Source organism: Leptospira kirschneri serovar Cynopteri str. 3522 CT, from assembly GCF_000243695.2.
Taxonomy (GTDB): domain Bacteria; phylum Spirochaetota; class Leptospiria; order Leptospirales; family Leptospiraceae; genus Leptospira; species Leptospira kirschneri.
On sequence record NZ_AHMN02000004.1, the window covers coordinates 729,738 to 749,183 of the forward strand.

At 35.9% G+C, this 19,446-nt stretch carries 20 protein-coding genes; 15 read left to right on the forward strand and 5 right to left on the reverse strand.

All coding sequences use genetic code 11. The features are described from left to right. The first annotated feature begins 107 nt into the window (after positions 1 to 107). The 6 genes from sppA to LEP1GSC049_RS221015 all read left to right on the forward strand — a co-directional run bounded on the left by sppA (position 108) and on the right by LEP1GSC049_RS221015 (position 5,992). Positions 108 to 1,103 carry a signal peptide peptidase SppA gene (gene sppA / locus LEP1GSC049_RS221040; RefSeq protein ID WP_004752198.1) on the forward strand — a complete coding sequence of 332 codons (996 nt, stop codon included), beginning with the start codon at positions 108 to 110 and terminating at the stop codon, positions 1,101 to 1,103. Positions 1,104 to 1,138: 35 nt separating this feature from the next. Next, positions 1,139 to 2,560: an MBOAT family O-acyltransferase gene (locus LEP1GSC049_RS221035; protein ID WP_004752190.1), complete on the forward strand. Its 1,422-nt coding sequence runs from the start codon at positions 1,139 to 1,141 to the stop codon at positions 2,558 to 2,560. Positions 2,561 to 2,716: 156 nt separating this feature from the next. After that, positions 2,717 to 3,331, forward strand: coding sequence for a hypothetical protein (locus LEP1GSC049_RS221030; RefSeq protein WP_004751767.1), 615 nt, complete (start codon positions 2,717 to 2,719; stop codon positions 3,329 to 3,331). Continuing rightward, positions 3,328 to 4,308 carry a PP2C family protein-serine/threonine phosphatase gene (locus LEP1GSC049_RS221025; protein WP_004770687.1) on the forward strand — a complete coding sequence of 327 codons (981 nt, stop codon included), beginning with the start codon at positions 3,328 to 3,330 and terminating at the stop codon, positions 4,306 to 4,308. Before LEP1GSC049_RS221030 ends, LEP1GSC049_RS221025 begins: the two co-directional genes overlap by 4 nt. A 2-nt stretch (positions 4,309 to 4,310) precedes the next feature. Next, positions 4,311 to 4,604 (forward strand): hypothetical protein, encoded by a 294-nt coding sequence (locus LEP1GSC049_RS221020; protein WP_004752739.1) that lies wholly within the window; start codon positions 4,311 to 4,313, stop codon positions 4,602 to 4,604. A 92-nt stretch (positions 4,605 to 4,696) separates the two neighbouring features. Continuing rightward, entirely contained in the window at positions 4,697 to 5,992 is a 1,296-nt protein-coding gene (locus LEP1GSC049_RS221015; protein WP_004752358.1) for a hypothetical protein, read from the forward strand. On the opposite strand, the gene glpK is transcribed toward LEP1GSC049_RS221015, so the two are convergent. Next, a complete protein-coding gene (glpK, locus tag LEP1GSC049_RS221010) occupies positions 5,986 to 7,476 on the reverse strand; it encodes a glycerol kinase GlpK (protein ID WP_004752069.1) in 1,491 nt (496 codons plus the stop codon). The two genes, LEP1GSC049_RS221015 and glpK, sit on opposite strands and share 7 nt — an antisense overlap. 69 nt (positions 7,477 to 7,545) lie before the next feature. Then, a complete protein-coding gene (locus LEP1GSC049_RS221005; RefSeq protein ID WP_001220497.1) occupies positions 7,546 to 8,502 on the reverse strand; it encodes an MBL fold metallo-hydrolase in 957 nt (318 codons plus the stop codon). 194 nt (positions 8,503 to 8,696) lie between these two features. On the opposite strand from LEP1GSC049_RS221005, the gene LEP1GSC049_RS221000 reads away from it, so the two are divergent. The 9 genes from LEP1GSC049_RS221000 (at position 8,697) to LEP1GSC049_RS220965 (ending at position 15,136) form a co-directional block, all read left to right on the forward strand. Then, the gene (locus tag LEP1GSC049_RS221000) at positions 8,697 to 9,011 is read left to right on the forward strand and encodes an STAS domain-containing protein (protein ID WP_004752197.1); all 315 of its coding nucleotides are present in this window, start codon (positions 8,697 to 8,699) and stop codon (positions 9,009 to 9,011) included. A 119-nt stretch (positions 9,012 to 9,130) separates the two neighbouring features. Then, the gene (locus LEP1GSC049_RS0204980) at positions 9,131 to 9,829 is read left to right on the forward strand and encodes a hydroxyacylglutathione hydrolase family protein (RefSeq protein WP_078131401.1); all 699 of its coding nucleotides are present in this window, start codon (positions 9,131 to 9,133) and stop codon (positions 9,827 to 9,829) included. A 122-nt stretch (positions 9,830 to 9,951) separates the two neighbouring features. Further along, positions 9,952 to 11,334: a dihydrolipoyl dehydrogenase gene (locus LEP1GSC049_RS220995; RefSeq protein WP_004758906.1), complete on the forward strand. Its 1,383-nt coding sequence runs from the start codon at positions 9,952 to 9,954 to the stop codon at positions 11,332 to 11,334. A gap of 18 nt (positions 11,335 to 11,352) precedes the next feature. Next, positions 11,353 to 12,270, forward strand: a complete 918-nt coding sequence (locus LEP1GSC049_RS220990) for an ABC transporter ATP-binding protein (RefSeq protein ID WP_004752570.1) — start codon at positions 11,353 to 11,355, stop codon at positions 12,268 to 12,270. After that, a complete protein-coding gene (locus LEP1GSC049_RS220985; protein ID WP_004752428.1) occupies positions 12,267 to 13,040 on the forward strand; it encodes an ABC transporter permease in 774 nt (257 codons plus the stop codon). Before LEP1GSC049_RS220990 ends, LEP1GSC049_RS220985 begins: the two co-directional genes overlap by 4 nt. A 3-nt stretch (positions 13,041 to 13,043) precedes the next feature. Continuing rightward, the gene (locus LEP1GSC049_RS220980) at positions 13,044 to 13,307 is read left to right on the forward strand and encodes a BolA family protein (protein WP_004752674.1); all 264 of its coding nucleotides are present in this window, start codon (positions 13,044 to 13,046) and stop codon (positions 13,305 to 13,307) included. A gap of 1,042 nt (positions 13,308 to 14,349) precedes the next feature. After that, a complete protein-coding gene (locus LEP1GSC049_RS220975; RefSeq protein ID WP_004752309.1) occupies positions 14,350 to 14,577 on the forward strand; it encodes a BolA/IbaG family iron-sulfur metabolism protein in 228 nt (75 codons plus the stop codon). Continuing rightward, on the forward strand, positions 14,574 to 14,897 hold the full coding sequence (gene grxD / locus LEP1GSC049_RS220970) for a Grx4 family monothiol glutaredoxin (RefSeq protein WP_004752490.1): 324 nt from the start codon (positions 14,574 to 14,576) through the stop codon (positions 14,895 to 14,897). The genes LEP1GSC049_RS220975 and grxD overlap by 4 nt, the downstream gene beginning before the upstream one ends. Further along, entirely contained in the window at positions 14,894 to 15,136 is a 243-nt protein-coding gene (locus tag LEP1GSC049_RS220965; protein ID WP_004752102.1) for a glutathione S-transferase N-terminal domain-containing protein, read from the forward strand. Before grxD ends, LEP1GSC049_RS220965 begins: the two co-directional genes overlap by 4 nt. On the opposite strand, the gene gshAB is transcribed toward LEP1GSC049_RS220965, so the two are convergent. The 3 genes from gshAB to ggt are packed head-to-tail and all read right to left on the reverse strand — an operon-like array spanning position 15,133 to position 19,444. Beyond that, positions 15,133 to 16,164, reverse strand: coding sequence for a bifunctional glutamate--cysteine ligase GshA/glutathione synthetase GshB (gshAB, locus tag LEP1GSC049_RS220960; RefSeq protein WP_004752084.1), 1,032 nt, complete (start codon positions 16,162 to 16,164; stop codon positions 15,133 to 15,135). The genes LEP1GSC049_RS220965 and gshAB overlap by 4 nt on opposite strands. Beyond that, positions 16,152 to 17,714, reverse strand: coding sequence for a glutamate--cysteine ligase (gene gshA, locus LEP1GSC049_RS220955; RefSeq protein WP_004758872.1), 1,563 nt, complete (start codon positions 17,712 to 17,714; stop codon positions 16,152 to 16,154). Before gshA ends, gshAB begins: the two co-directional genes overlap by 13 nt. After that, positions 17,711 to 19,444, reverse strand: coding sequence for a gamma-glutamyltransferase (gene ggt, locus LEP1GSC049_RS220950; protein WP_004763161.1), 1,734 nt, complete (start codon positions 19,442 to 19,444; stop codon positions 17,711 to 17,713). Before ggt ends, gshA begins: the two co-directional genes overlap by 4 nt. Between the last annotated feature and the right edge of the window lie 2 nt (positions 19,445 to 19,446).

The window sequence follows — 19,446 nt, forward strand, 5'->3', positions numbered from 1 at the left end:
ATTCATTTTGTAGAAACGGCTCCTCTGTACACAAAATTTAAGAACTGGAAAGGAATTGAAAACTTATTTGATTCGGGGAAACTGACGATTCCACAGGAGAATTTCTTTTGAAGCACTCGATTCTAATTTGGACACAAATTTTTTTTCTAAACCTTTTTTTTTCTAATTGTTATATCCCAATCAACACGAACTTAAGTGGACTACTTCCCTCCAAAACAGCGGAACTAAGGGAGAAACTGATTTCCGGTCAAAACGAAGATAAAATTTTAATCATACCTATAGATGGAGTGATTAGTGACGAAGGTGAAAAAAACTTTTTCGGAGGCCAAGAAGATTCTATCTTAGTCGAAGTCAAAAAACAACTGGAACTCGCAGAACTAGATCCGGAAATCAAAGCAATCATTTTGAAAATCAATTCTCCGGGAGGTTCCGTTACCGCAAGCGACATCATTTACAGAGAAATTCTTCAGTTTAAAGCCAAAAAGAAAATTCCTGTAGTTTCTCTTTTTATGGATACCGCGGCCAGCGGAGCCTATTACATTTCTATGGCTACCGATCTTTTAATTGCTCACCCTACTTCCGTGACCGGTTCTATCGGCGTAATTCTTTCTGGAATCAACGTCAAAGAAGGTTTAGATAAACTAGGTGTTAAAGACCAGTCGATTCGTTCCGGCGGAAATAAAACGATTGGTTCTCCATTGGAAGAACTTTCCCCGGAACAAAGAAAATTACTTCAATCCATAGTAGACGATCTTTTTGAAAAATTCTTCGATATTGTCAAAAAAGGAAGACCCGGAAAAAATCCGTCGGAACTTCGTAAAATTGCAGACGGAAGAATTTTCACAGCATCCCAAGCACTTCAACACGGCTTAATCGACAAAATAGGTTACTTTGATAACGCGGTGCAAGAGACGATGGCACTTTCAAATTACAAAAAAACTTCCGGAAATACAAATCCTAGAATCATTTATTATTCTCGTAACACCGAGCAAAGAACAAACTTTTACCAAATACAATCCACTGAACTTAAACCGGATTCCACTATTTCTAAAATTTTAGGAACGAATAGACAAGTTCGTTTTTTATATCTTTGGTCTTACTAGGCCAACCATTAGAAATTTAGAATCTAGTAATATCAATGTTATTTAATTCTCTCCCCTTTCTATTTTTATTTCTGATTACGTATTTGATCTATTGGAACGTAGACGTACCAACAAAAAAAAAGGTCCTACTCGTTTCTTCTATCGTATTTTACGGCTATTCCCACATAACGTTTTTAATTCATTTTCTTCTGGTAATCGGAATCAACTATTATCTTTCCGTTAAACTCTGGGAAAAGAAAAAAAAAGGAGAATCCACAAAAGGTCTTCTGAAATGGGCGATCATACTCAATACGATCAACCTGGCATTTTTCAAATATTATTATTTCCTAATGGATTCCCTAAGTGCATTTACCGGCATGGAACTTTGGCAAAGGTTAGGCACTTCCGTAGAAATTCTTTTACCTCTTGCAATTAGTTTTTATACTTTCCAACTGATTGCGCTTCAAGTTGATATTCATAGAGGTTTGGTTCCGGAAAAAATCGGCTCTCTGGATTACTTTCTATTTATTCTTTTTTTTCCTCAGCTGATCGCAGGACCGATCATGAGATCGACCGACTTTCTACCAAAACTCAACTATCCTGAAATCGATATACACAGAATGAAACAAGGGATTTTTCTATTAATCTTCGGGTTATTTAAAAAGTCTGTTTTAGCGGATTCTATCGCCGGAATCATTTCCCCTCTTTATTTGGAACCTGACCAATATCATTCTGCTTCTGTTTATATCGGAGCGCTCGGTTTTACCTGCCAGGTTTATTGTGATTTTTCAGGTTACACAGATATGGCCAGAGGTTGTGCATTCTTACTTGGATACGAAATCCCTGAAAATTTTAAAGGACCTTTTTTATCTACTTCGTTTCGAGAATTTTGGGGGAGATGGCACATAACGCTTTCCTCCTGGCTCAGAGATTATATCTACATTCCTCTTGGTGGAAGTAGAAAAGGAGAATTTAGGTCTCAGTGGAATATGTTTCTTACGATGTGTTTGGGTGGTCTTTGGCACGGAGCCAATATTGCGTTTGTTCTTTGGGGAGCTTATTTAGGTTTTGTACTTGCCATAGAAAGAATCTTAGAACCAAAACAAACACAAAACACAAATATAATTCCGTCAAAGACGATTCGTTTTTTAAGAAACACAATCACTCTAAACCTATTCTTAATTTCAGGTCTGTTTTTTAGAGCGGGTTCTGCCGGAAAAAATTCAGTTTCTTTTTTATTTGATTTGATGAAAGGTTTTCAAAATCTTTTTTCTGGAAAAATCCTTCCTCGTTGGGAAGAACTTTTACTATTCATACTACTCACCATAGGCTTTAACTCTCTTCAGTATTTTTCTAAATCGATGGAAAAAATAGAAAAACGTTCTAGAGTCTTAATTCCTGTCTTAAGTGTCATTCTACTTTTACTCTTAGGAGTATTTGGAGACGGCGGCGGGGAATTTATTTATTTTCAATTTTAAAACCCTTTGTTAAAAAAAGGATAAAAATTTGAAGGGAGGTTTATTTGAATCGTAAAAGAAAATCTCTTCTTTCGAATTTAAAATTACGCGAATTCAATATAACCAATGCGAACGACCTAACACTACGCAGTGTTGTTGAGTTCAGGGAGTGAGACGTTGAGTTCAAAAAACAACATTGAATTTAAATTTGTTCCTTTTATTTTTTTGATTCTTCTCGAATGTTCTACTTCATGGATTCGAGCCCTTCCTCCTAATTCCATTTTAGAAACGAATCCGGAAAAAATCCCCGGAGGAACGTTTGTACGAAATCGACCGGAAAGATCTCACATCAATACTCTCTTTTACAAAAACGTAGTTCAGGAAAAAATTCTATTGAATCCCGAAAGTTTAACGTTTGAAAAATCCATGAAACGGGAAGTGAAAGATAAAAACGAATATACAACTCATATCGTAAGTGGAAGAGGCAAATACTCTGTTTCAGGAAACTGGGTTTTATTAGAGACATACGAAAAGGGAGAAGTTTTTTTTCAGGGAAATAGCGAAACGTTCCAAATCGAATATCTTCCGTTTGATCATAAATTGTTGTACCACCACGATCCTTCTACAAAAACCCTCGTCCCATTATTGTATGAATCTGGTTATCAGGAAAAAAAATACGGATTGTTAGACGGAATCCACGAACCATATTTGGAAGATCGATATTTTCAAATCTCGAGAAAAAATTTTCTTAAGAAAGAATTTCAGTTTCACGCCTATTTTTATCAACCATGAATTTGAGAGATTACATCAAAAGCTACTTCCAAAGAGTGGGCTGGATTCCACCTATTATAAATTTGGTCTGTTTTTTCGCTCCGATTGCATTTCTACAAAACTCTTCGTTTTCGGAAAAAGAAAAAATTCTACTCTATATAAGTATAATCGGTTTTATTTATTTAATAAATTATATTTCTTTTATATTCTTTCTCACAAAAAAAATTCTTCCGGAAGAAGAAATACGTTCAAAAATGAGAAAACGTTATCGTAAGGGCGATGACAGGATGCAGAGTTATCTGTTTCCCTTACCTCTAGATGACCAAAACTACGAAATCTATGGAAGAACTCTCACTTACAATCCAATCGGAGGGGACTTTTATAATTTTTTAACGGATCTTCAAGGAAATTATTGGATCGGTATAGGAGACTCCGTGGGACACGGTTATCTCGCTGGGATTTTCAGTATGATGATTTTTCAAAATATGTCCTTACTCGCTAGACACGATTTAAGTCCTTACGAAGTTATAGAACAAATCAACGAGGATCTTCTAAAAAGAACGGAACAAAATCCTAAGATTAATCCAAATCTATATGCAACTTTTCTTTTGATCAAGATAGATCAGGAAGGAAACTTGGAACATTCGGGTCTTCATCCTAGTTTTGTGGTCCATCAAAAAAAGACGGGAAAAAACAAAATCATAGAAACAGACGGAAAGTTCATATCAGTCACTATGAATTCCACTCTAAAAAACGTTGAGGGCAAAAGTAAGTTTCGATTGGAATCAGGAGATATAGTATTTTGCTTTACAGACGGGCTCTACGAACAAAAAAATAATGGAAATCTGTATTTTGGTGAAAGTTTATTTCAATTTTTAGATGAGATTTCGAAAAACAATCTTACTAAAATTGCTGACGCACTTTTCACCGAAATTCTAAAACATACGGGTGGAAAAATTCAGGACGATATGACGATTCTGATGATTCGCAAAAAATGATTATGTTAGAACTGAGCGAACTTGAACTTAAAATCCTAAATCTAATTCCTCTAGAAGAAAGAGACGTTCGTAAGCTGGGTAGAATCCTTCAGGACGTTTCTCTGATTACCGGAATGACCGAAGACGAAATCATAGATTTTATTCCTTTCGGATTGGAAGATGAAATTCACATTCTAAAAGTTGAATATAATTTTAATACTTTTAAAAAAGCTCTTGTTTCCAAACTCACTAAAAAAAGTTATTCTCCTCCGGGACTTTCCTCTCCGATTCCCGAGACGATTCGCCCAACTTTTTAAATAACCATGAATTCGGTCAAATAAGAGTTTTCTAAAAGTATGAGTTCCCACATTTCCAAACTTATCTGTTATTTTAAAATTAATAAAATACAATGTCTTTCGAAGAAGGGTTAAACTATTTTTTCATCAAAGCCGATTTTGACTCTGCCGTTCGACTAAAATCTACAATAGACCCATTTTACGATTTTAAACCAACAGAAATCGAAGAATTACCGTTTTTATTTGCATTTCCTACACTCATACCTAGATTTTTATATTCCTTAGAATGGAATCGGATTTCATTTTCCTCAAAATCTGTCGATTTCAAAGCTTACTTGAGTTTTGAAGAAGGAAAAATTTATTCCAAAAACGAACGTTTTCCAGAAGAATCCTTTGAAATTTCGGATAACGTTAAATTTCCAATTTTACAAAATCCGTATCTTCCAGTTGGTTCTATTCCTTTTCAAATTTCTAGACAAGAATCAGAACTCACTACCATAGGGGTTGTAAGAACCGGAAGTTTTATTCTATTTAAACAAAGAAGAAACAAGATGATTTCCACACGTTATTTGTCTTTAAAAGATATAATAAACCCGGAATTATCCGAATCGGAAGTAGAGGAAAAAATCGAATCCCTCTACTTCAACGCAAAACAAAAATCATATTTATTTCGTTTGGTGAAAATTCTTTTTGCAGGAACTCCCGCAGAAGAACAGACGATCGTTTCCAATCTATTCAGTCACGAACCTGAGTTCGCCGTATTTCTACGGGATCAAATTTTCCAGATTGAAATCCTTCCTTTGATACACGGTCCTTTTTTAAATCGGATTTTGACTTCAATGGATGAAAGAATCATTCGATTTTCCTATCCTAAACTTTCTCCTCCGGTCAAAATGATGATCGAAAAAAACATTTCCAAAAACAAATTAAAATCAATCTTAAATTCTCCGACTAAAAAACCGGAAGTGGGTGAATCTTTGGAAGAAATAATCGAAAAAGAAATTTTTAAAAATTTTTCAAGAAAAATTTATTACGAAAATGGAATATTCTCGATTTATCAAGAACTTATAGAAAATCCTAAAACAGATCCAAATCAAAAAATGGAAGTGGCGTTTCAAAGTCTTTTGAAAACCTCCAAATTCAATTTTCAAATTTTCGGGGCTCGTTCTATCCGGCTTTACTCCGTAACCGAAAAAACGATTCTTTTTCAAGTCTTAGAGTGGGTAGAAATCATTCGAATGGATACTCTGATTTCTAAACGAGAAAGAAACGAACAGTTCTTTTTAAAAATCCCTCCCGGAAGAATTTTAGAAATTCTTTTTTTTCCTGAATTCAGGGTTTTATGCGGTGGCGGAATTACATCCTCTAAAAAGACATTCGAATTTTGTTTATTAGGTTTTGATTATTGATTAGTTCGAATCCTTTGAACTGAGTCCTTCCAAATTTGGATTTCTTTTTCCCTCTGAGACTGCTTCATCTGCGGAGAAAACTCCTTACTGGTTTTCAATTTCTTTTTCAGATCCGCTACGGAAGGAAAAAAACCTCTTTCTAATCCAGCCAAAAATGCCGCTCCTAGTACCGTTGTATCTACATTAGAAGGACGAACTACACGTTTTCCTAATATATCAGATTGATACTGCATCAACCAAGAGTTTCCAGTTGCACCTCCGTCCACTTTCAAAACTTTTAATTTAGAACCGGTATCGTTTTCCATTGCCTCTACGAGTTCATAAGATTGGAGAGCGATCGATTTGAGCGCAGCTCTTGTGATCTGTTCCGCAGTAGTGCCTCTTGTCAGACCTAAAATTGCACCTCTCGCGTTCATATCCCAATAAGGAGCGCCTAACCCTGCAAAGGCAGGAATAAAAACCACGTCGTCTTCTTTTTTTATGGAAGACGCATACTTTTCAGAAATCTTAGATTCTTTGAAAAATTTCAAATTATCTCTTAAAAATTGAACTACAGCACCTCCTATAAAAACCGATCCTTCCAAACAATAAACAGTTTTTCCCTCCGGTCCACATCCCAGGGTAGTAAGTAAATTGTTCTTAGAAATCTGAAAATTATTTCCGGTATTAAAAAGAAGAAAACATCCGGTTCCATACGTGTTCTTAGCTTCCCCAGGTTCGGTACAGAGTTGACCGAATAAAGCTCCTTGTTGATCTCCTACAAGAGAGGAAATTGGAATTCCATCCGGAAGTCCTTTTACCTTTTCCGTTCTTCCGAACAATGAACTAGAGTTATGCGTTTCTGGTAGAATAGAATCAGGAATTCCTAATATTTGAGTTAATTCTTTATCCCATTCTTTCTTTTCGATATTGTAGATCAAAGTTCTACTTGCATTCGTATGATCGGTCTTATGCGATTTTCCGTCGGTCAATCGATAGAGTAAATACGTATCTATGGTTCCAAAAAGTACCTTTCCTTTTTCCGCTCTTGCTTTTACACCTTTTACATTTTCCAAAATCCATTGAATTTTGGTTCCGCTAAAGTATGCATCTAAAACCAATCCTGTTTTTTTACGAAAAAGAGATTCTAATCCTTTGGATTTAAGATCCATACAGGTTTCGGAAGTTCTTCTACATTGCCATACAATCGCGTTGTAAACAGGTTTTCCGGTATCTCTATCAAACAATACTGTGGTTTCTCTTTGATTTGTAATTCCGATCGCGACCGCTTTAGAAGGACTTAACTTTCCATTTCGAATCGCTTTTAAGATAAGCTTTTCGGTTTTGGCCCATATCTCTTCCGCATCGTGTTCCACCCAACCAGGTTTTGGATAATGTTGTTTAAATTCGGAATAAGCGCTGGAAATTATGTTTCCTGATTTATTAAAACAAAAAATTCGAATCCCGGTAGTTCCGGCGTCTATACCGATGATATAATCACTCATAAAAGACCCTCTCCAAAAAGTTTAGAACAAAAGATGAAACTTAATTTATAATATTAGAAAAACCGCAAGTTATACTTCTAGCTCTAGACCTTCGTGCGCCATAATAATTTCAAGACGATTGTTGGGATCAAACATCTCTTTATATTTTAACGCCCTTAAATAAACCGCGTCTAACTTTTCGTCGTCGTAGGAAGGATCGTGATGGAACATCACCAACTTTTTCACATTTGCCCGTAAGGCTATGTCCGTAGCCATAGAAGCCGAACTATGGCCCCAATCGATTTTTTGAAGTGATTCTTCGAACGTATACTGAGTATCGAAAACGAGTACGTCTGCTCCCCGAAAATAGTTTAGATAATCTTGAATATTTTCCATCTCGTCCAGATTAAATTCCGCGTCCGAAGCAAATATAAGAGACTTGCCCTCTTCTTCAAAACGATAGGAAAAACTTCCACCTGGATGACGAACCGATTTAGAAATCGCCGAGATAGATTCAGTTACGGGAAATGCCTTTCCCTCCGGAATGAATTTAAAATTTTTAGTGGCTCTAAATCCTTCATAAGGAACCGGAAAATGTGTAAAACTATGTTGATACTTAAGTCGTTCCTCCAAGTTATCCACAGAACTTAAAAACTCAAATACGTTTCCGGGAGAATAAAGAGGAACAAAAAAAGGAACACCTTGGATATGATCCCAATGAGTATGAGTAAAAATCCATTTTGCCTTTCCTTTCCCCTCCAGGAAACCTTCGTGCAAAATAGAATTTCCCAATTCTCTAATACCGGTGCCACCGTCTATGATGACTAAATTGTCTTTCTTATCTCGGATTTCGATACAAGTCGTATTTCCCCCATAAGTACTCCAATAAGAAAGAGAAAGTGAATCTAAAAAGGAGTCGATCGCATCAGGGCTTTGTAGGTCTGCTGGAGTTGCAAGGCTGAGAATTTTTTGCACCTTACTGCGAATCGATTCTCCGCGAACCGAGGAAGAAATCGAACCGCGTACACCCCAAAATTTTATGCGCATAAATTAAAAAACAGTTCCGATCTGTAGAGGATTTTTCAGGAAAATGTTGTCTAAATTTACCGATTCCATTAGGATTTCCAGCGAATTCTTTTTTATTTATAAAAAATTTCTTATAGGTAAGTAGTTCCTAAAAAATTTTGTTTACCTAGTAAATCAATCGAATACGATTTAAACTGATTCCGAGTAAAATAGACGTGGAAAATTTTAATACAGAAATTCTTACCCAAGACACAACTTGCACCATCAAAATCCAAGGCAGTATCAGCCTCAAAAACGCTTTTGCCCTCAAGGAATTGATTATCAAAAAACATGGAGAGGGTTTTACGGAAATCATTCTGGATTTTTCGGGAGACGCATATTTGGATTCCTCCGGAATTGGAGCCATTTTTAATTCCCAAAAATATGTAACGGAAAGAAACGGTTCTCTCAAACTCAAAAATATCAGTAGAGACGTTATGACTATTTTAAAAATCGCAAATTTAGACAAACATCTGGATATTATTCGTTAGGCGCTCTTCTGGAAATCCATCGAATCTATACAAATAGTCCTCTTCGAAACTTCACCTATATTCTTAAAAATTCAGAAACTTCCCAAACGATTTCGATCGATCCTTACGATTCTGATCAAATCGAGTCCTTTTTAGATCAAAAAGGTTGGAAGCTTGACTTTATTCTCAATACACACGAACATTCCGATCATACTTCTGGAAATCAAGGACTGGTCCGTAGATATGGCTGTATAGTCTATTCTCATCCGGGAGGAATCGGAAAAATTCCACACGCGACTCATCCTATCCAAAAGGGAGATAAAATTCTATCTTCTGCAAAAGAATATTTAGAAATTTTAGATACTCCAGGTCACACCTTTTGTCACGTTTGTATTCTTCTTGTCGAAAATCAAAAACCGAAAGCAATTTTTACGGGAGATACTCTTTTTAACGCAGGTGTTGGAAATTGTCTTCGAGGAGGAGACCCTGCGGTTCTTGCAAAAACAATTTTAGAACAGTTTTATTCTTTAGAAGAAGAAATCCTTCTGTATCCTGGCCATGACTATTTAGAAACAAATTTAAAGTTCACATTATCTCTGAACCCTTCCAATCAAGAAGCAATTGATACTTTAAAAGAATATTCACGATTGCCTAAAAACATAGAATTTATCACGACCAATCTTGGTAAAGAAAGAAGAATCAATACATTTCTTCAATGTGATTATCCTTCTTCCGAACTTCTAAAAAACGTTTCTATAAAAATTTCTCCGAAACGTCTTTTAGATCAAACTCCTACAGAACTTTTTATTTCGATTCGTTCGTTGAGAGACAAATGGTAAATTGAAATATCGTTTTATTTCTAAATTTTATCTTTGAGAAATTTTAGTTTAAGATCTAATTTTAGAAATCGTTTGCCTCTCCAGCACCGGTTTAAAATCTGTAACCAAGGCGGTTCTTTTTTATGAAAGAATATGATATGATAGTAATTGGAACTGGAGGAGGAACAAAACTAGTCACTCCCCCTTCTAAAATCGGTTATAAGGTCGCCGTAATTGAAAAAGAAAATCCGGGTGGTACCTGTCTCAATCGAGGATGTATCCCTTCTAAGATGTTGATCTATCCCGCAGAGATTCTTTCTCTTACAAAACATTCAGAAAAGTTTCAGATTTCATTTCCTGAAAAACCTAAAGTGGATTTTAAAACTCTTATAGAAAGAATCTCTAAAACCGTAGACGATGAATCCGCTTCTATCCTTCCCGCTTATGATAAAAATCCGAACATTACTTATATTTCCGGAACCGCTAGTTTTGTCTCGGATAAGGTTATCACAGTGAACGGAGAACAACTGACCGCGGAAAGAATTTTTATCGCTTCCGGTGCAAGACCAGCGATCCCGGATATTCCTGGACTTGCGGGCACTCCTTTTATGACGAGTAGAGAAACACTTAGAAGAACCGATCTGCCCAAATCTATGATCGTAATCGGAGGCGGTTTTATTGCGTTAGAACTAGGTTTCGCTTATTCCTCTTTCGGCAGCGAAGTCACTTTTTTAGTCCGAAATAGAATGCTCAAAAACGAGGACAAAGACGTAGTTGACGAATTCGAAAGAATTTTCACAAAAGAACATAATGTATTATTACACACAAACATTCAAAAAATAGAATATAATAAAAATTTATTTTATTTAGAAGCGACTTCACAGGGGAAAACGATCTTGCTTCAATCAGAAGCTCTTTTAGTAGCCACCGGAATCAGACCCAATACGGATCTTCTAAATCTACAAAATACGAATATTCGGACGGATCCACACGGGTATATAATCGTAAACGAATATCTAGAAACTACTTCTCCCGGCGTGTATGCGTTAGGCGATATTACAGGAAAATACTTTTACAGACATTCCGTAAACTTTGAAGGAGAATTTTTATTCCGCACCTTATATCAGGAAAAAAAAAGAGCTCCTATCGAATATCCTCCGGTCCCACATGCAGTGTTTACACATCCTCAGATCGCCAAAGTAGGAAAAACGGAAGAAGAACTGATCCAAGAAGGAATCGACTACGTAGCCGCAAAAAATTCATACAGTGCTAGTGCTACTGGAATGGCCAGATTATCCGACTCCGGATTCGTAAAAATCCTAATAGATAAAAAATCCAAAAAGGTTTTAGGAGCTCATGTGATCGGAGACGAGGCTTCAAACTTGATCCATCTTTTTATTCTTCTAATGACGATGAAAGGTACCTTAGACGATCTTTTAAAAATGATCTATGTACATCCTGCGTTACCCGAAATTGCAAGAAATGCCGCCAGAAAAGCAAAAGAACTTTTACAATCCAAAGAATAATAGGAATATTCAAAATTTATGAAGTTTGCACTGCAAATTGAAAATTTAGTCAAAACATACTCAGGTGGAATCACGGCTCTCAAAGGGATCAGCCTAAACGTAGAAAAGGGAGATTTTTTCGCCCTACTTGGTCCAAACGGAGCCGGAAAGTCCACTACGATCGGCATTTTAAGTTCGCTCGTAAATAAAACTTCCGGCAAGGTTCAAATTTTTGACGCGGATTTAGATAGTAATCTTTCTAAAGCGAAATCGTATATAGGAGTTGTTCCTCAAGAATTTAATTTTAATATCTTTGAAAGAGTGAGTCAAATCGTAGTCAACCAAGGTGGTTATTACGGAATGGATCGTAAAATAGCAATGGAACGAGCCGAAGAATATCTACAACAACTCGGACTATATGAAAAAAGAAAAGAAGCCGCCGGCAGACTTTCCGGAGGAATGAAACGAAGGTTGATGATCGCAAGGGCTCTCATTCACAATCCTAAAATTTTAATTTTAGACGAACCAACAGCGGGAGTGGATATTGAACTCAGAAGGTCTCTTTGGGAATTTCTACAAAGGTTGAATTCTTCCGGTATCACCGTGATCCTCACTACTCATTATTTAGAAGAAGCGGAAAGTCTTTGTAGAAATATAGCCATCATAGATCAGGGAAAGATCGTAGAAAATACTTCCATGAAAGAACTACTTCAAAAATTAGATCACGAAACCTTTATCTTAGATTTTACCGGGCATCTCAACTCTTATAAAACGATTCCGGGAGTAGAAATCAAACAAACAGATAACTCCACTTTAGAAGTCTCCATTTACGGAGACGCTTCTTTAAATGATTTATTTAAAATTTTAGATCAGAACGAAATTAAAATTAGTAGTATGAGAAACAAATCCAACCGTTTAGAAGAGTTGTTCTTAAAATTGGTAGAGAAAAAACTATGAACCTATTCGAAAAATACAACGCATTTAAGACCATAGTCATTAAAGAAACGGTTCGAATTCTACGAATCTGGATTCAGACGATCATTCCTCCTGGAATCACGATCTCACTTTACTTTATTATTTTCGGAAAGTTAGTCGGTTCTCAAATAGGAAATATAGGAAATCACACTTATATACAATTTATCGTCCCTGGCCTTGTGATGATGTCTGTGATTATCAATTCGTATAACAACGTAGTATCTTCCTTTTTCGGAGCCAAGTTTCAAAAAAACGTAGAGGAAATTTTAGTGTCTCCTACTCCTCCATCCTTAATCGTTTTGGGATATACGATCGGCGGAGTGATCCGAGGGATTTTAGTAGGAATTTTAGTGATTGCGATTTCTTTATTTTTTACAAAATTAGAAGTTCATAATTTTCCTATGTTAATCGCAACCGTATTCTTAAGTTCTCTTTTATTTTCAATTGGAGGATTTTTAAACGCTCTCTACGCTAAGAAATTCGACGACGTGACGATCATTCCCACTTTCATTTTAACTCCTTTGACTTATTTAGGTGGAGTGTTTTATTCCATTCAGATGCTTCCCCCTTTTTGGCAGAACGTTTCCAAATTAAATCCAATTTTATATATGGTAAATTCGTTTCGTTACGGTTTTTTAGGAATCAGCGACATTCATCCTTGGTTTGCACTTTCTATGATCGGAGCGGCAACCTTATCCTTTTATATTCTTTCCGTATATCTATTAAAAAAGGGAATTGGAATCCGAAACTAGTCTATGAGTTTTAAAGAAGAAATCCGTTCCCAATTAATTTCTCATTTGAATCCTACTTTTATAGAAGTGGAGGATTTTAGCGCACAACACTCAGGTCACACCGGAAATCCGGAAAATAAACCGGAAGGCACTCATATCAAAATTGTATTAGTCTCTTCTAGTTTTTTAGGAAAATCTAAATTAGAACAACATAGAATGGTATATTCCATTCTTAAACCTTGGATCGATAGAGGTTTACACGCAATTATTTTAGAAACTAGTTCTTAAAAGTGCGTACTCTATCTATAACTCAAGTTCTTCCAAACGAAGACAGATTTTTGATTTCTAATCAAAAGCTACATATAATAAAGAAAATCTACACTTCAATCCTATGAATTCAGGCGTAAAAAACCCTGTGAACCTGGCGTTGCCGAACCGCTCTTTCAGCTCCAGTTAATGATTGTATAAAAGAAACTTGAGTTCGACGTAATAGATTGTTTTATAAAAACCTGATTTTTCCATAAAAAATAAATGTGGATTCGAATCAAAAAAATTGAATGTTTACAAATCTGTAACGCGACTTAATCTGTGAGAACTCCTACAAACTTATATTTTAATGTGAATTCGTAGAGAGATCCAAAAATTTATTTTTCTGAAAAAAGTTGAGATCTGGACTTTACAGATCAATTCTTAAAATGTAGGAACTACCACAAACACTGGTTTTACAATAATTCTTAAATTGTAGGAACTCATACTTTTAAAAAATTCTTTCTCATTTTCTTACGCCCTGCTCACGTGAAACTACACTTTGTGATAAACATTTATGTACTCAATTTGATAGAGATCAGCAATCTTACGTGCATAGGATAACAAAAGACTAAATATAAAACCGCCTTGCCTTTCTTTGAAAGGTGATCACAAATCAATATTTTAGAGAATTACGATATGATTGATTGATATTTCTAGAAAATATCAACTTACCTTCAGTATAGAACATACAAAACAAAATTCGTCTGTCTTCTGAAAGTATCTTTGACGATTTGTATTCTTTGCAATTTTGAAGCATACTTTAGTACAAAAAACCTTTATAAATTGTCTGAAAAAAAACAAACTTTTTAAAATAAAACTTAAATCATTTTTGAAATCAACTCGAACAAACTCATAAACTTTCAAATCGGATCAATTTTATCTTTGTAGTAAAGAAATCTTGACTAAAATACTGTAAAAAACATTTCAATTTGGGATTGTAACAAAAATGGCTTTCTAAATTCTAAAACTTAAATCTCCGAGAAAAAATCCACTGGATCTTAAGTCTAACAAAGAAAGAACGATGACAATAGATGAAATTAAAAATAAAATAGAATCCGGTCTTCCCGATTCTAAGGTAACGATCTTAGACCCTTATAGAGACGGAGTACATATCAAAGCAATTGTAATCTACAAAGGATTTGAAGGTAAATCCATTTTAGAACAACATAGAATGGTTTACGAAACTTTAAAAGAAGAACTAAAACAAGAAGTGCACGCTTTAGCGTTAGAAACGAGGATACAAGAATGAACGACGAATTAAAACAAAAAATAGGCGGTTTGATTGGATCGAATAAGGTCTTTTTATTTATGAAAGGAACCCCGGAGGCTCCTATGTGTGGCTTTTCTGCCGGTGTGTCTAACGTATTGAGAAGTTTAGGAATTCAATTTGGATCTTTTAATGTTCTTTCAGACGAGACGATACGCCAAGGAATCAAGGAATATGCGAACTGGCCTACCATACCACAACTCTACATCAACGGAGAATTTATAGGCGGTCATGATATTGTAGTAGAGATGGCTAAGACAGGAGATCTTCAGAAAAAAGCGGGGATTTTAAACGCAGGATGAAATTATATCATTTTCAATCCTGTCCTTACTGTTCTTACGTAAGAGACGAGTTTCAAAAAATGGGACTCGTCCTCGGAAAAGATTATGAACTAATAGAAGCCAGTCGTGGAACTTCCGGAAGAGAAGAAGTAATTCAACTAGGAGGAAAAAGCCAAGTTCCTTTTTTAGTAGATGGAGATACACGTATGTATGAATCCAGAGATATTGTAAAATACGTAAAACTTAAGAAAAATCCTTAAAAACCAAGTAAGTCTAAAATTCTATTTCCTACGTCTCTGTTCTTACCTTCATACGGATAATTATGAATATATAAAACAGGATTGAAATTTAACTCTAAAATTCTATAATCACCTTTTTTTTCCAATTCTTGTAGGATAATATCTACTCCACATATCTTTGCACCCACCGACTGCGCGGCCTTTACTGCAAGTTCTTTATAATAAGGATGCGCGAGATCCGTCACATCCATAGAATCTCCTCCTGTGCTAATGTTCGAATTCTTTCTTAAAAATACTTTTTGATCCTTTGCTGGAATAGAATCTTTAGTAAAACCGGATTGTTGTAAAACGTCTAACTCAGTGTCGCCTAACTGAATTTTTTCTAAAGGAGTCACGTGTCCTACTCCTCTTCTAGGATCTTCATTTTTAAAAGATACAAGATCTTGGATAGTATGAACTCCGTCTCCCGTAACGTTAGCCGGAATTCTATTACAAACCGCTACGGTTTTTTCTCCGATCACTAAAAAACGATATTCGCTTCCTTCCGCGAACTCTTCCACGATGATAGATTCGGAATGATTGAACGCTATTTTGATCGCTTTTTTTGCATCTTCTTCAGAGGTATAAGGAGGTAAAATCGATATTCCGATTCCAAAATTCGTGGTTACAGGTTTTACTACCATCTTTCGATCAAAATTCTTTTGCCAAAAAAATAAAGCCGACTCTGAATCTACAAAACTATCTCCTTCTGGAACTTGAAGGCCGTATTCGTACATTATAATTTTTGAAATCGTTTTATTTTCCATTACAAGAAAGGTTATGTAAGAATCCAGTGCAGTTTTAGAAGCTTCTTTTACATATTGAACAAGCCCGTTTTGATTTTTAAGTCTTAAAAAATGATTTTTACGATCTAAAATTTCTACTTCTAACCCTCGATTGAGAGCATCTCTAAGTACGATCTGGGTAGAAATTTCCAGATCTTCAAATCCTTCTAGAACGAATTTTTCCGGAGAAAGAAATTCCCCCGGTTTCAACTTCAATGATTGCATAGTTTGACAGTAGGATACTGAGTTTGAATTTCCTGTTTTTCTAATTCTTCTTTTTCCTGAAAAGAACGAATCGTTTCTTTTTCCATTTTCATCAAGGTTCCAGGTGAATATTCTAAATAGGAAAGCGCCCTCTTATTTTCACGAGCAAGCTCAATTCCTTTTTCTCTAAATTCTATATTACGTTTTAGAATTTCCGAAAGTAATTTTCCAGAAGGGGTTTTATCCGGATTTTTCCACTTTTTAATTTGGAAATCGATCGCTTCCTGATACGTACGTCTTCCGGTATGAAGATCTAAAATTTTAGCGTAGTGGCGAAGAGATTCAGAGTATTCTGCACCTGCTTCTTGGAAATTTCTCTTGGATCCGTTTACGCTAATTTTTAATTCTGGATTCCTTCCTTCCCAAATCACTGAATTCAAATTTTCTTTTAAGACAAAGTTTTCTTCTTCGGAAATAGAAGGAGAGTCCTTTAACAAAGAATCTAAAAGAATCAATTGAGTAAACGCAAGATTGGATCTGCAGACTCCTAGGGGAGAATAAGGATCTATATCCAAAGAGCGAATTTCTATATATTCAATTCCTCTTTGAAGAAGAGCGTCTAAGGGTCTTTCATCTCCTTTTGGAATTTGTTTCGGACGAATCGGAGAATAAAATTCGTTTTCTATTTGAAGATAATTTGGGTTGAGTTGAGCGTCCTTATTTTCAGAAAAAGAAACGTATTTAGGATAAGGAGTATGGACCGCGTAACACATACGATCCACGTATTCTTCCAATGAATTATAATGAATTCCTAATGTATCTTGAACCTTACTCGTATATCCTATCTCGCTCATTCTAAGAGACGTGGCATAAGTCGAATATAACGTAAAACTCTTATGTTTTTCGAACTTCAAATTTCCAGGATTTGGCAAAAACGTAGAATCAAAAACTGTAGAAGACCCGGTAAGATAGGTCAGAAAATGAACCCTTCTTAAAAAATTTCGAATCACGTGTAAATATAAAGAGGAAATCTCCTCCTTTGTAAAATTAGAAATTTCTTTTCCCAAAAATTGTCTGAGGAAAATCTTCGAAAAAGAAAAGTTATAATGAACTCCGGAAATAGTCTGCATCCTTCTTCCATAACGAAGACCCAATCCATGACGATAGATCGTTTTCCATCTTCCAGAATGAGAGGTTCCATATTGTCCGAGTGGAATTTTGTTTTCCTCTTCAGGTAAAACAGGTGGCATACTAAAGGGCCAGATGAGCTCGTTTTGCAGCTTGCGAATCGTAAATATATGCAAATCTTGTAATTCTCTAATATTTGCTTCTATTTTAGGACGGGGATGAGTCGCGTATTCTAGTTGTGGTTCTGCAAAATCGGTCTTGATATAATGATTGGTTAAACTAGAACCCAAATGAGTTGGATGAATTGTTCCTGCAAGAGTTCCATCTGGATTGACTCTCATACTTTCTTTTTCTAGACCGTGTTTCGCTTTTACCGCGTGTCTGAGAAGAATTTCTAAAGAAACCTCTTCTATTTTTGTTTGAGTGAGTTCTTTTGTTTTCAAAGTCCGCCTGTGGCCCCTTCTCCACGTGGATCGCAAGCTCCATAGAGCATGCCATTCTCTCTTTTGACAGAAAATAGTTTCGCAAAGTTCGGAGCGATTCTAAGATCGTGTTTTTTAGAAGAAAGACCATCGAATACGTTTCTTTCATTCACCGATTTTTCTATAAATACCGCATCCGGAAAAAATTGATGATGTACTCTTCCTCTGGCTACGGATTCATACAAAGTCAGATTAAAATCTAAATTATAGATCAGAGACTGTAAAACAGCGTTTACGATATAAGAACCTCCAGGCGCGCCGGTAACTAAAAAAGGTTCTTTATTTTTAAATACGATCGTAGGAGACATACTGCTCAAAGGAGTTTTTTTAGGAAGTATCGAATTCGCTTCCGCACCGATTAGACCGTATACATTTGGTTCTCCCGGAGCTCTACTAAAATCATCCATTGTATCGTTTAACACAATTCCAGTTCCAGGAGCAACTACAGAAGCCCCAAATCTAAAATTGATGGACTGAGTTGTAGAAACAGAGTTTCCCTCCCGATCCATGACGGAAATATGCGTGGTTTGTGGAGATTCTACTCCAAAATTCAAAGTTTTTAAAAAAGAAGAACTACTAGAAGCGGTTTTAAGATCAAAATCTGAAATTTTTTCTTCCGCATATTTTTTAGACAGAAGACGTTCGATCGGGATTTTTGTAAAGACAGGATCTCCACCTAACATCGCTCTATCCGCATAACCTCTTCTCATCGCTTCTACAATAAAATGATAATATAATACCGGATCTTTTTCATACGTTTCTTTCAGAGGTTTTGTTTCCACCATAGACAACATAGTCAGTAGATGAACTCCGGAAGAAGGAGGAGGCATCGTATAAATCGTATAATCATGATAAGTCGTATGTACCGTTTTCTTTTCGATTACTTTGTAACCACTCAGATCTTGTAGAGTGACAAGACCTCCGTTTTTTTTCATCGCGTTTACAATCGAGTTCGCAATTTTACCGTGATAAAATTCTTTATCACCGGTTTCGGAAATGAGTTTGAGAGAATTTGCAAGATCCTTCTGTATGAGAATGCTTCTTAACTCCGGAACCTTTCCTCCTGGAAGAAAAATTTTCTTCATTTCTTCGTCCATATCTTTAGAAGATTTTTGAATTGCGGACTGAAGATCTGGATAAACAGGAAATCCATTCTCAGCGAGTCGGATCGCGGGAGAGATTACCGTTTTGAGCGGAAGTTTTCCAAAACGTTTTTGAATCTGCACGAGCCCCGCAACAAATCCCGGAACACCTACTGCCCTAAATCCAAAAAGAGAATCCTCTTTCGGTTTTAATTTATACATATCCCTAGAAGAAGCGTTAGGTGCTCTTTCCCTAAAATCGAAAGCGATCGGTTTCGAAAATTCTTTTAGATAAAGAATTAGAAAGCCCCCTCCGCCCAGACCAGTAGAATGGGGTCTTGTTACGGAAATGGCGAAAGAAGTCGCGGCAACTACATCCACTACGTTTCCACCTAACGCGCCTACTTCGATCCCTGCTTGTGTCGCCTCAGGAGAATCGGAAGCGATCATTAAATTTTTACTTTCGCTAAAATACTCTGTATGTTTTTTTTGATGGGAAGGAACAACTAGTAGGTCCGTGGAAATTGTTTTCCCTTCGATTAGAAGAGAATTTTCCCTACAAGAGATAAATAGAAGTATCAAAAAGATACGAATTGTAATTTGTTTCATTA

What these genes read in the sequence shown, in the direction of transcription:
- LEP1GSC049_RS221035 (WP_004752190.1), top strand. Translation starts at nt 1,139, where the DNA reads ATGTTATTTAATTCTCTCCCCTTTCTATTTTTATTTCTGATTACGTAT.
- LEP1GSC049_RS221025 (WP_004770687.1), top strand. Translation starts at nt 3,328, where the DNA reads ATGAATTTGAGAGATTACATCAAAAGCTACTTCCAAAGAGTGGGCTGG.
- LEP1GSC049_RS221020 (WP_004752739.1), top strand. Translation starts at nt 4,311, where the DNA reads ATGTTAGAACTGAGCGAACTTGAACTTAAAATCCTAAATCTAATTCCT.
- LEP1GSC049_RS221015 (WP_004752358.1), top strand. Translation starts at nt 4,697, where the DNA reads ATGTCTTTCGAAGAAGGGTTAAACTATTTTTTCATCAAAGCCGATTTT.
- glpK (WP_004752069.1), bottom strand. Translation starts at nt 7,476, where the DNA reads ATGAGTGATTATATCATCGGTATAGACGCCGGAACTACCGGGATTCGA.
- LEP1GSC049_RS221005 (WP_001220497.1), bottom strand. Translation starts at nt 8,502, where the DNA reads ATGCGCATAAAATTTTGGGGTGTACGCGGTTCGATTTCTTCCTCGGTT.
- LEP1GSC049_RS220995 (WP_004758906.1), top strand. Translation starts at nt 9,952, where the DNA reads ATGAAAGAATATGATATGATAGTAATTGGAACTGGAGGAGGAACAAAA.
- LEP1GSC049_RS220990 (WP_004752570.1), top strand. Translation starts at nt 11,353, where the DNA reads ATGAAGTTTGCACTGCAAATTGAAAATTTAGTCAAAACATACTCAGGT.
- LEP1GSC049_RS220985 (WP_004752428.1), top strand. Translation starts at nt 12,267, where the DNA reads ATGAACCTATTCGAAAAATACAACGCATTTAAGACCATAGTCATTAAA.
- LEP1GSC049_RS220980 (WP_004752674.1), top strand. Translation starts at nt 13,044, where the DNA reads ATGAGTTTTAAAGAAGAAATCCGTTCCCAATTAATTTCTCATTTGAAT.
- LEP1GSC049_RS220975 (WP_004752309.1), top strand. Translation starts at nt 14,350, where the DNA reads ATGACAATAGATGAAATTAAAAATAAAATAGAATCCGGTCTTCCCGAT.
- grxD (WP_004752490.1), top strand. Translation starts at nt 14,574, where the DNA reads ATGAACGACGAATTAAAACAAAAAATAGGCGGTTTGATTGGATCGAAT.
- LEP1GSC049_RS220965 (WP_004752102.1), top strand. Translation starts at nt 14,894, where the DNA reads ATGAAATTATATCATTTTCAATCCTGTCCTTACTGTTCTTACGTAAGA.
- gshAB (WP_004752084.1), bottom strand. Translation starts at nt 16,164, where the DNA reads ATGCAATCATTGAAGTTGAAACCGGGGGAATTTCTTTCTCCGGAAAAA.
- ggt (WP_004763161.1), bottom strand. Translation starts at nt 19,444, where the DNA reads ATGAAACAAATTACAATTCGTATCTTTTTGATACTTCTATTTATCTCT.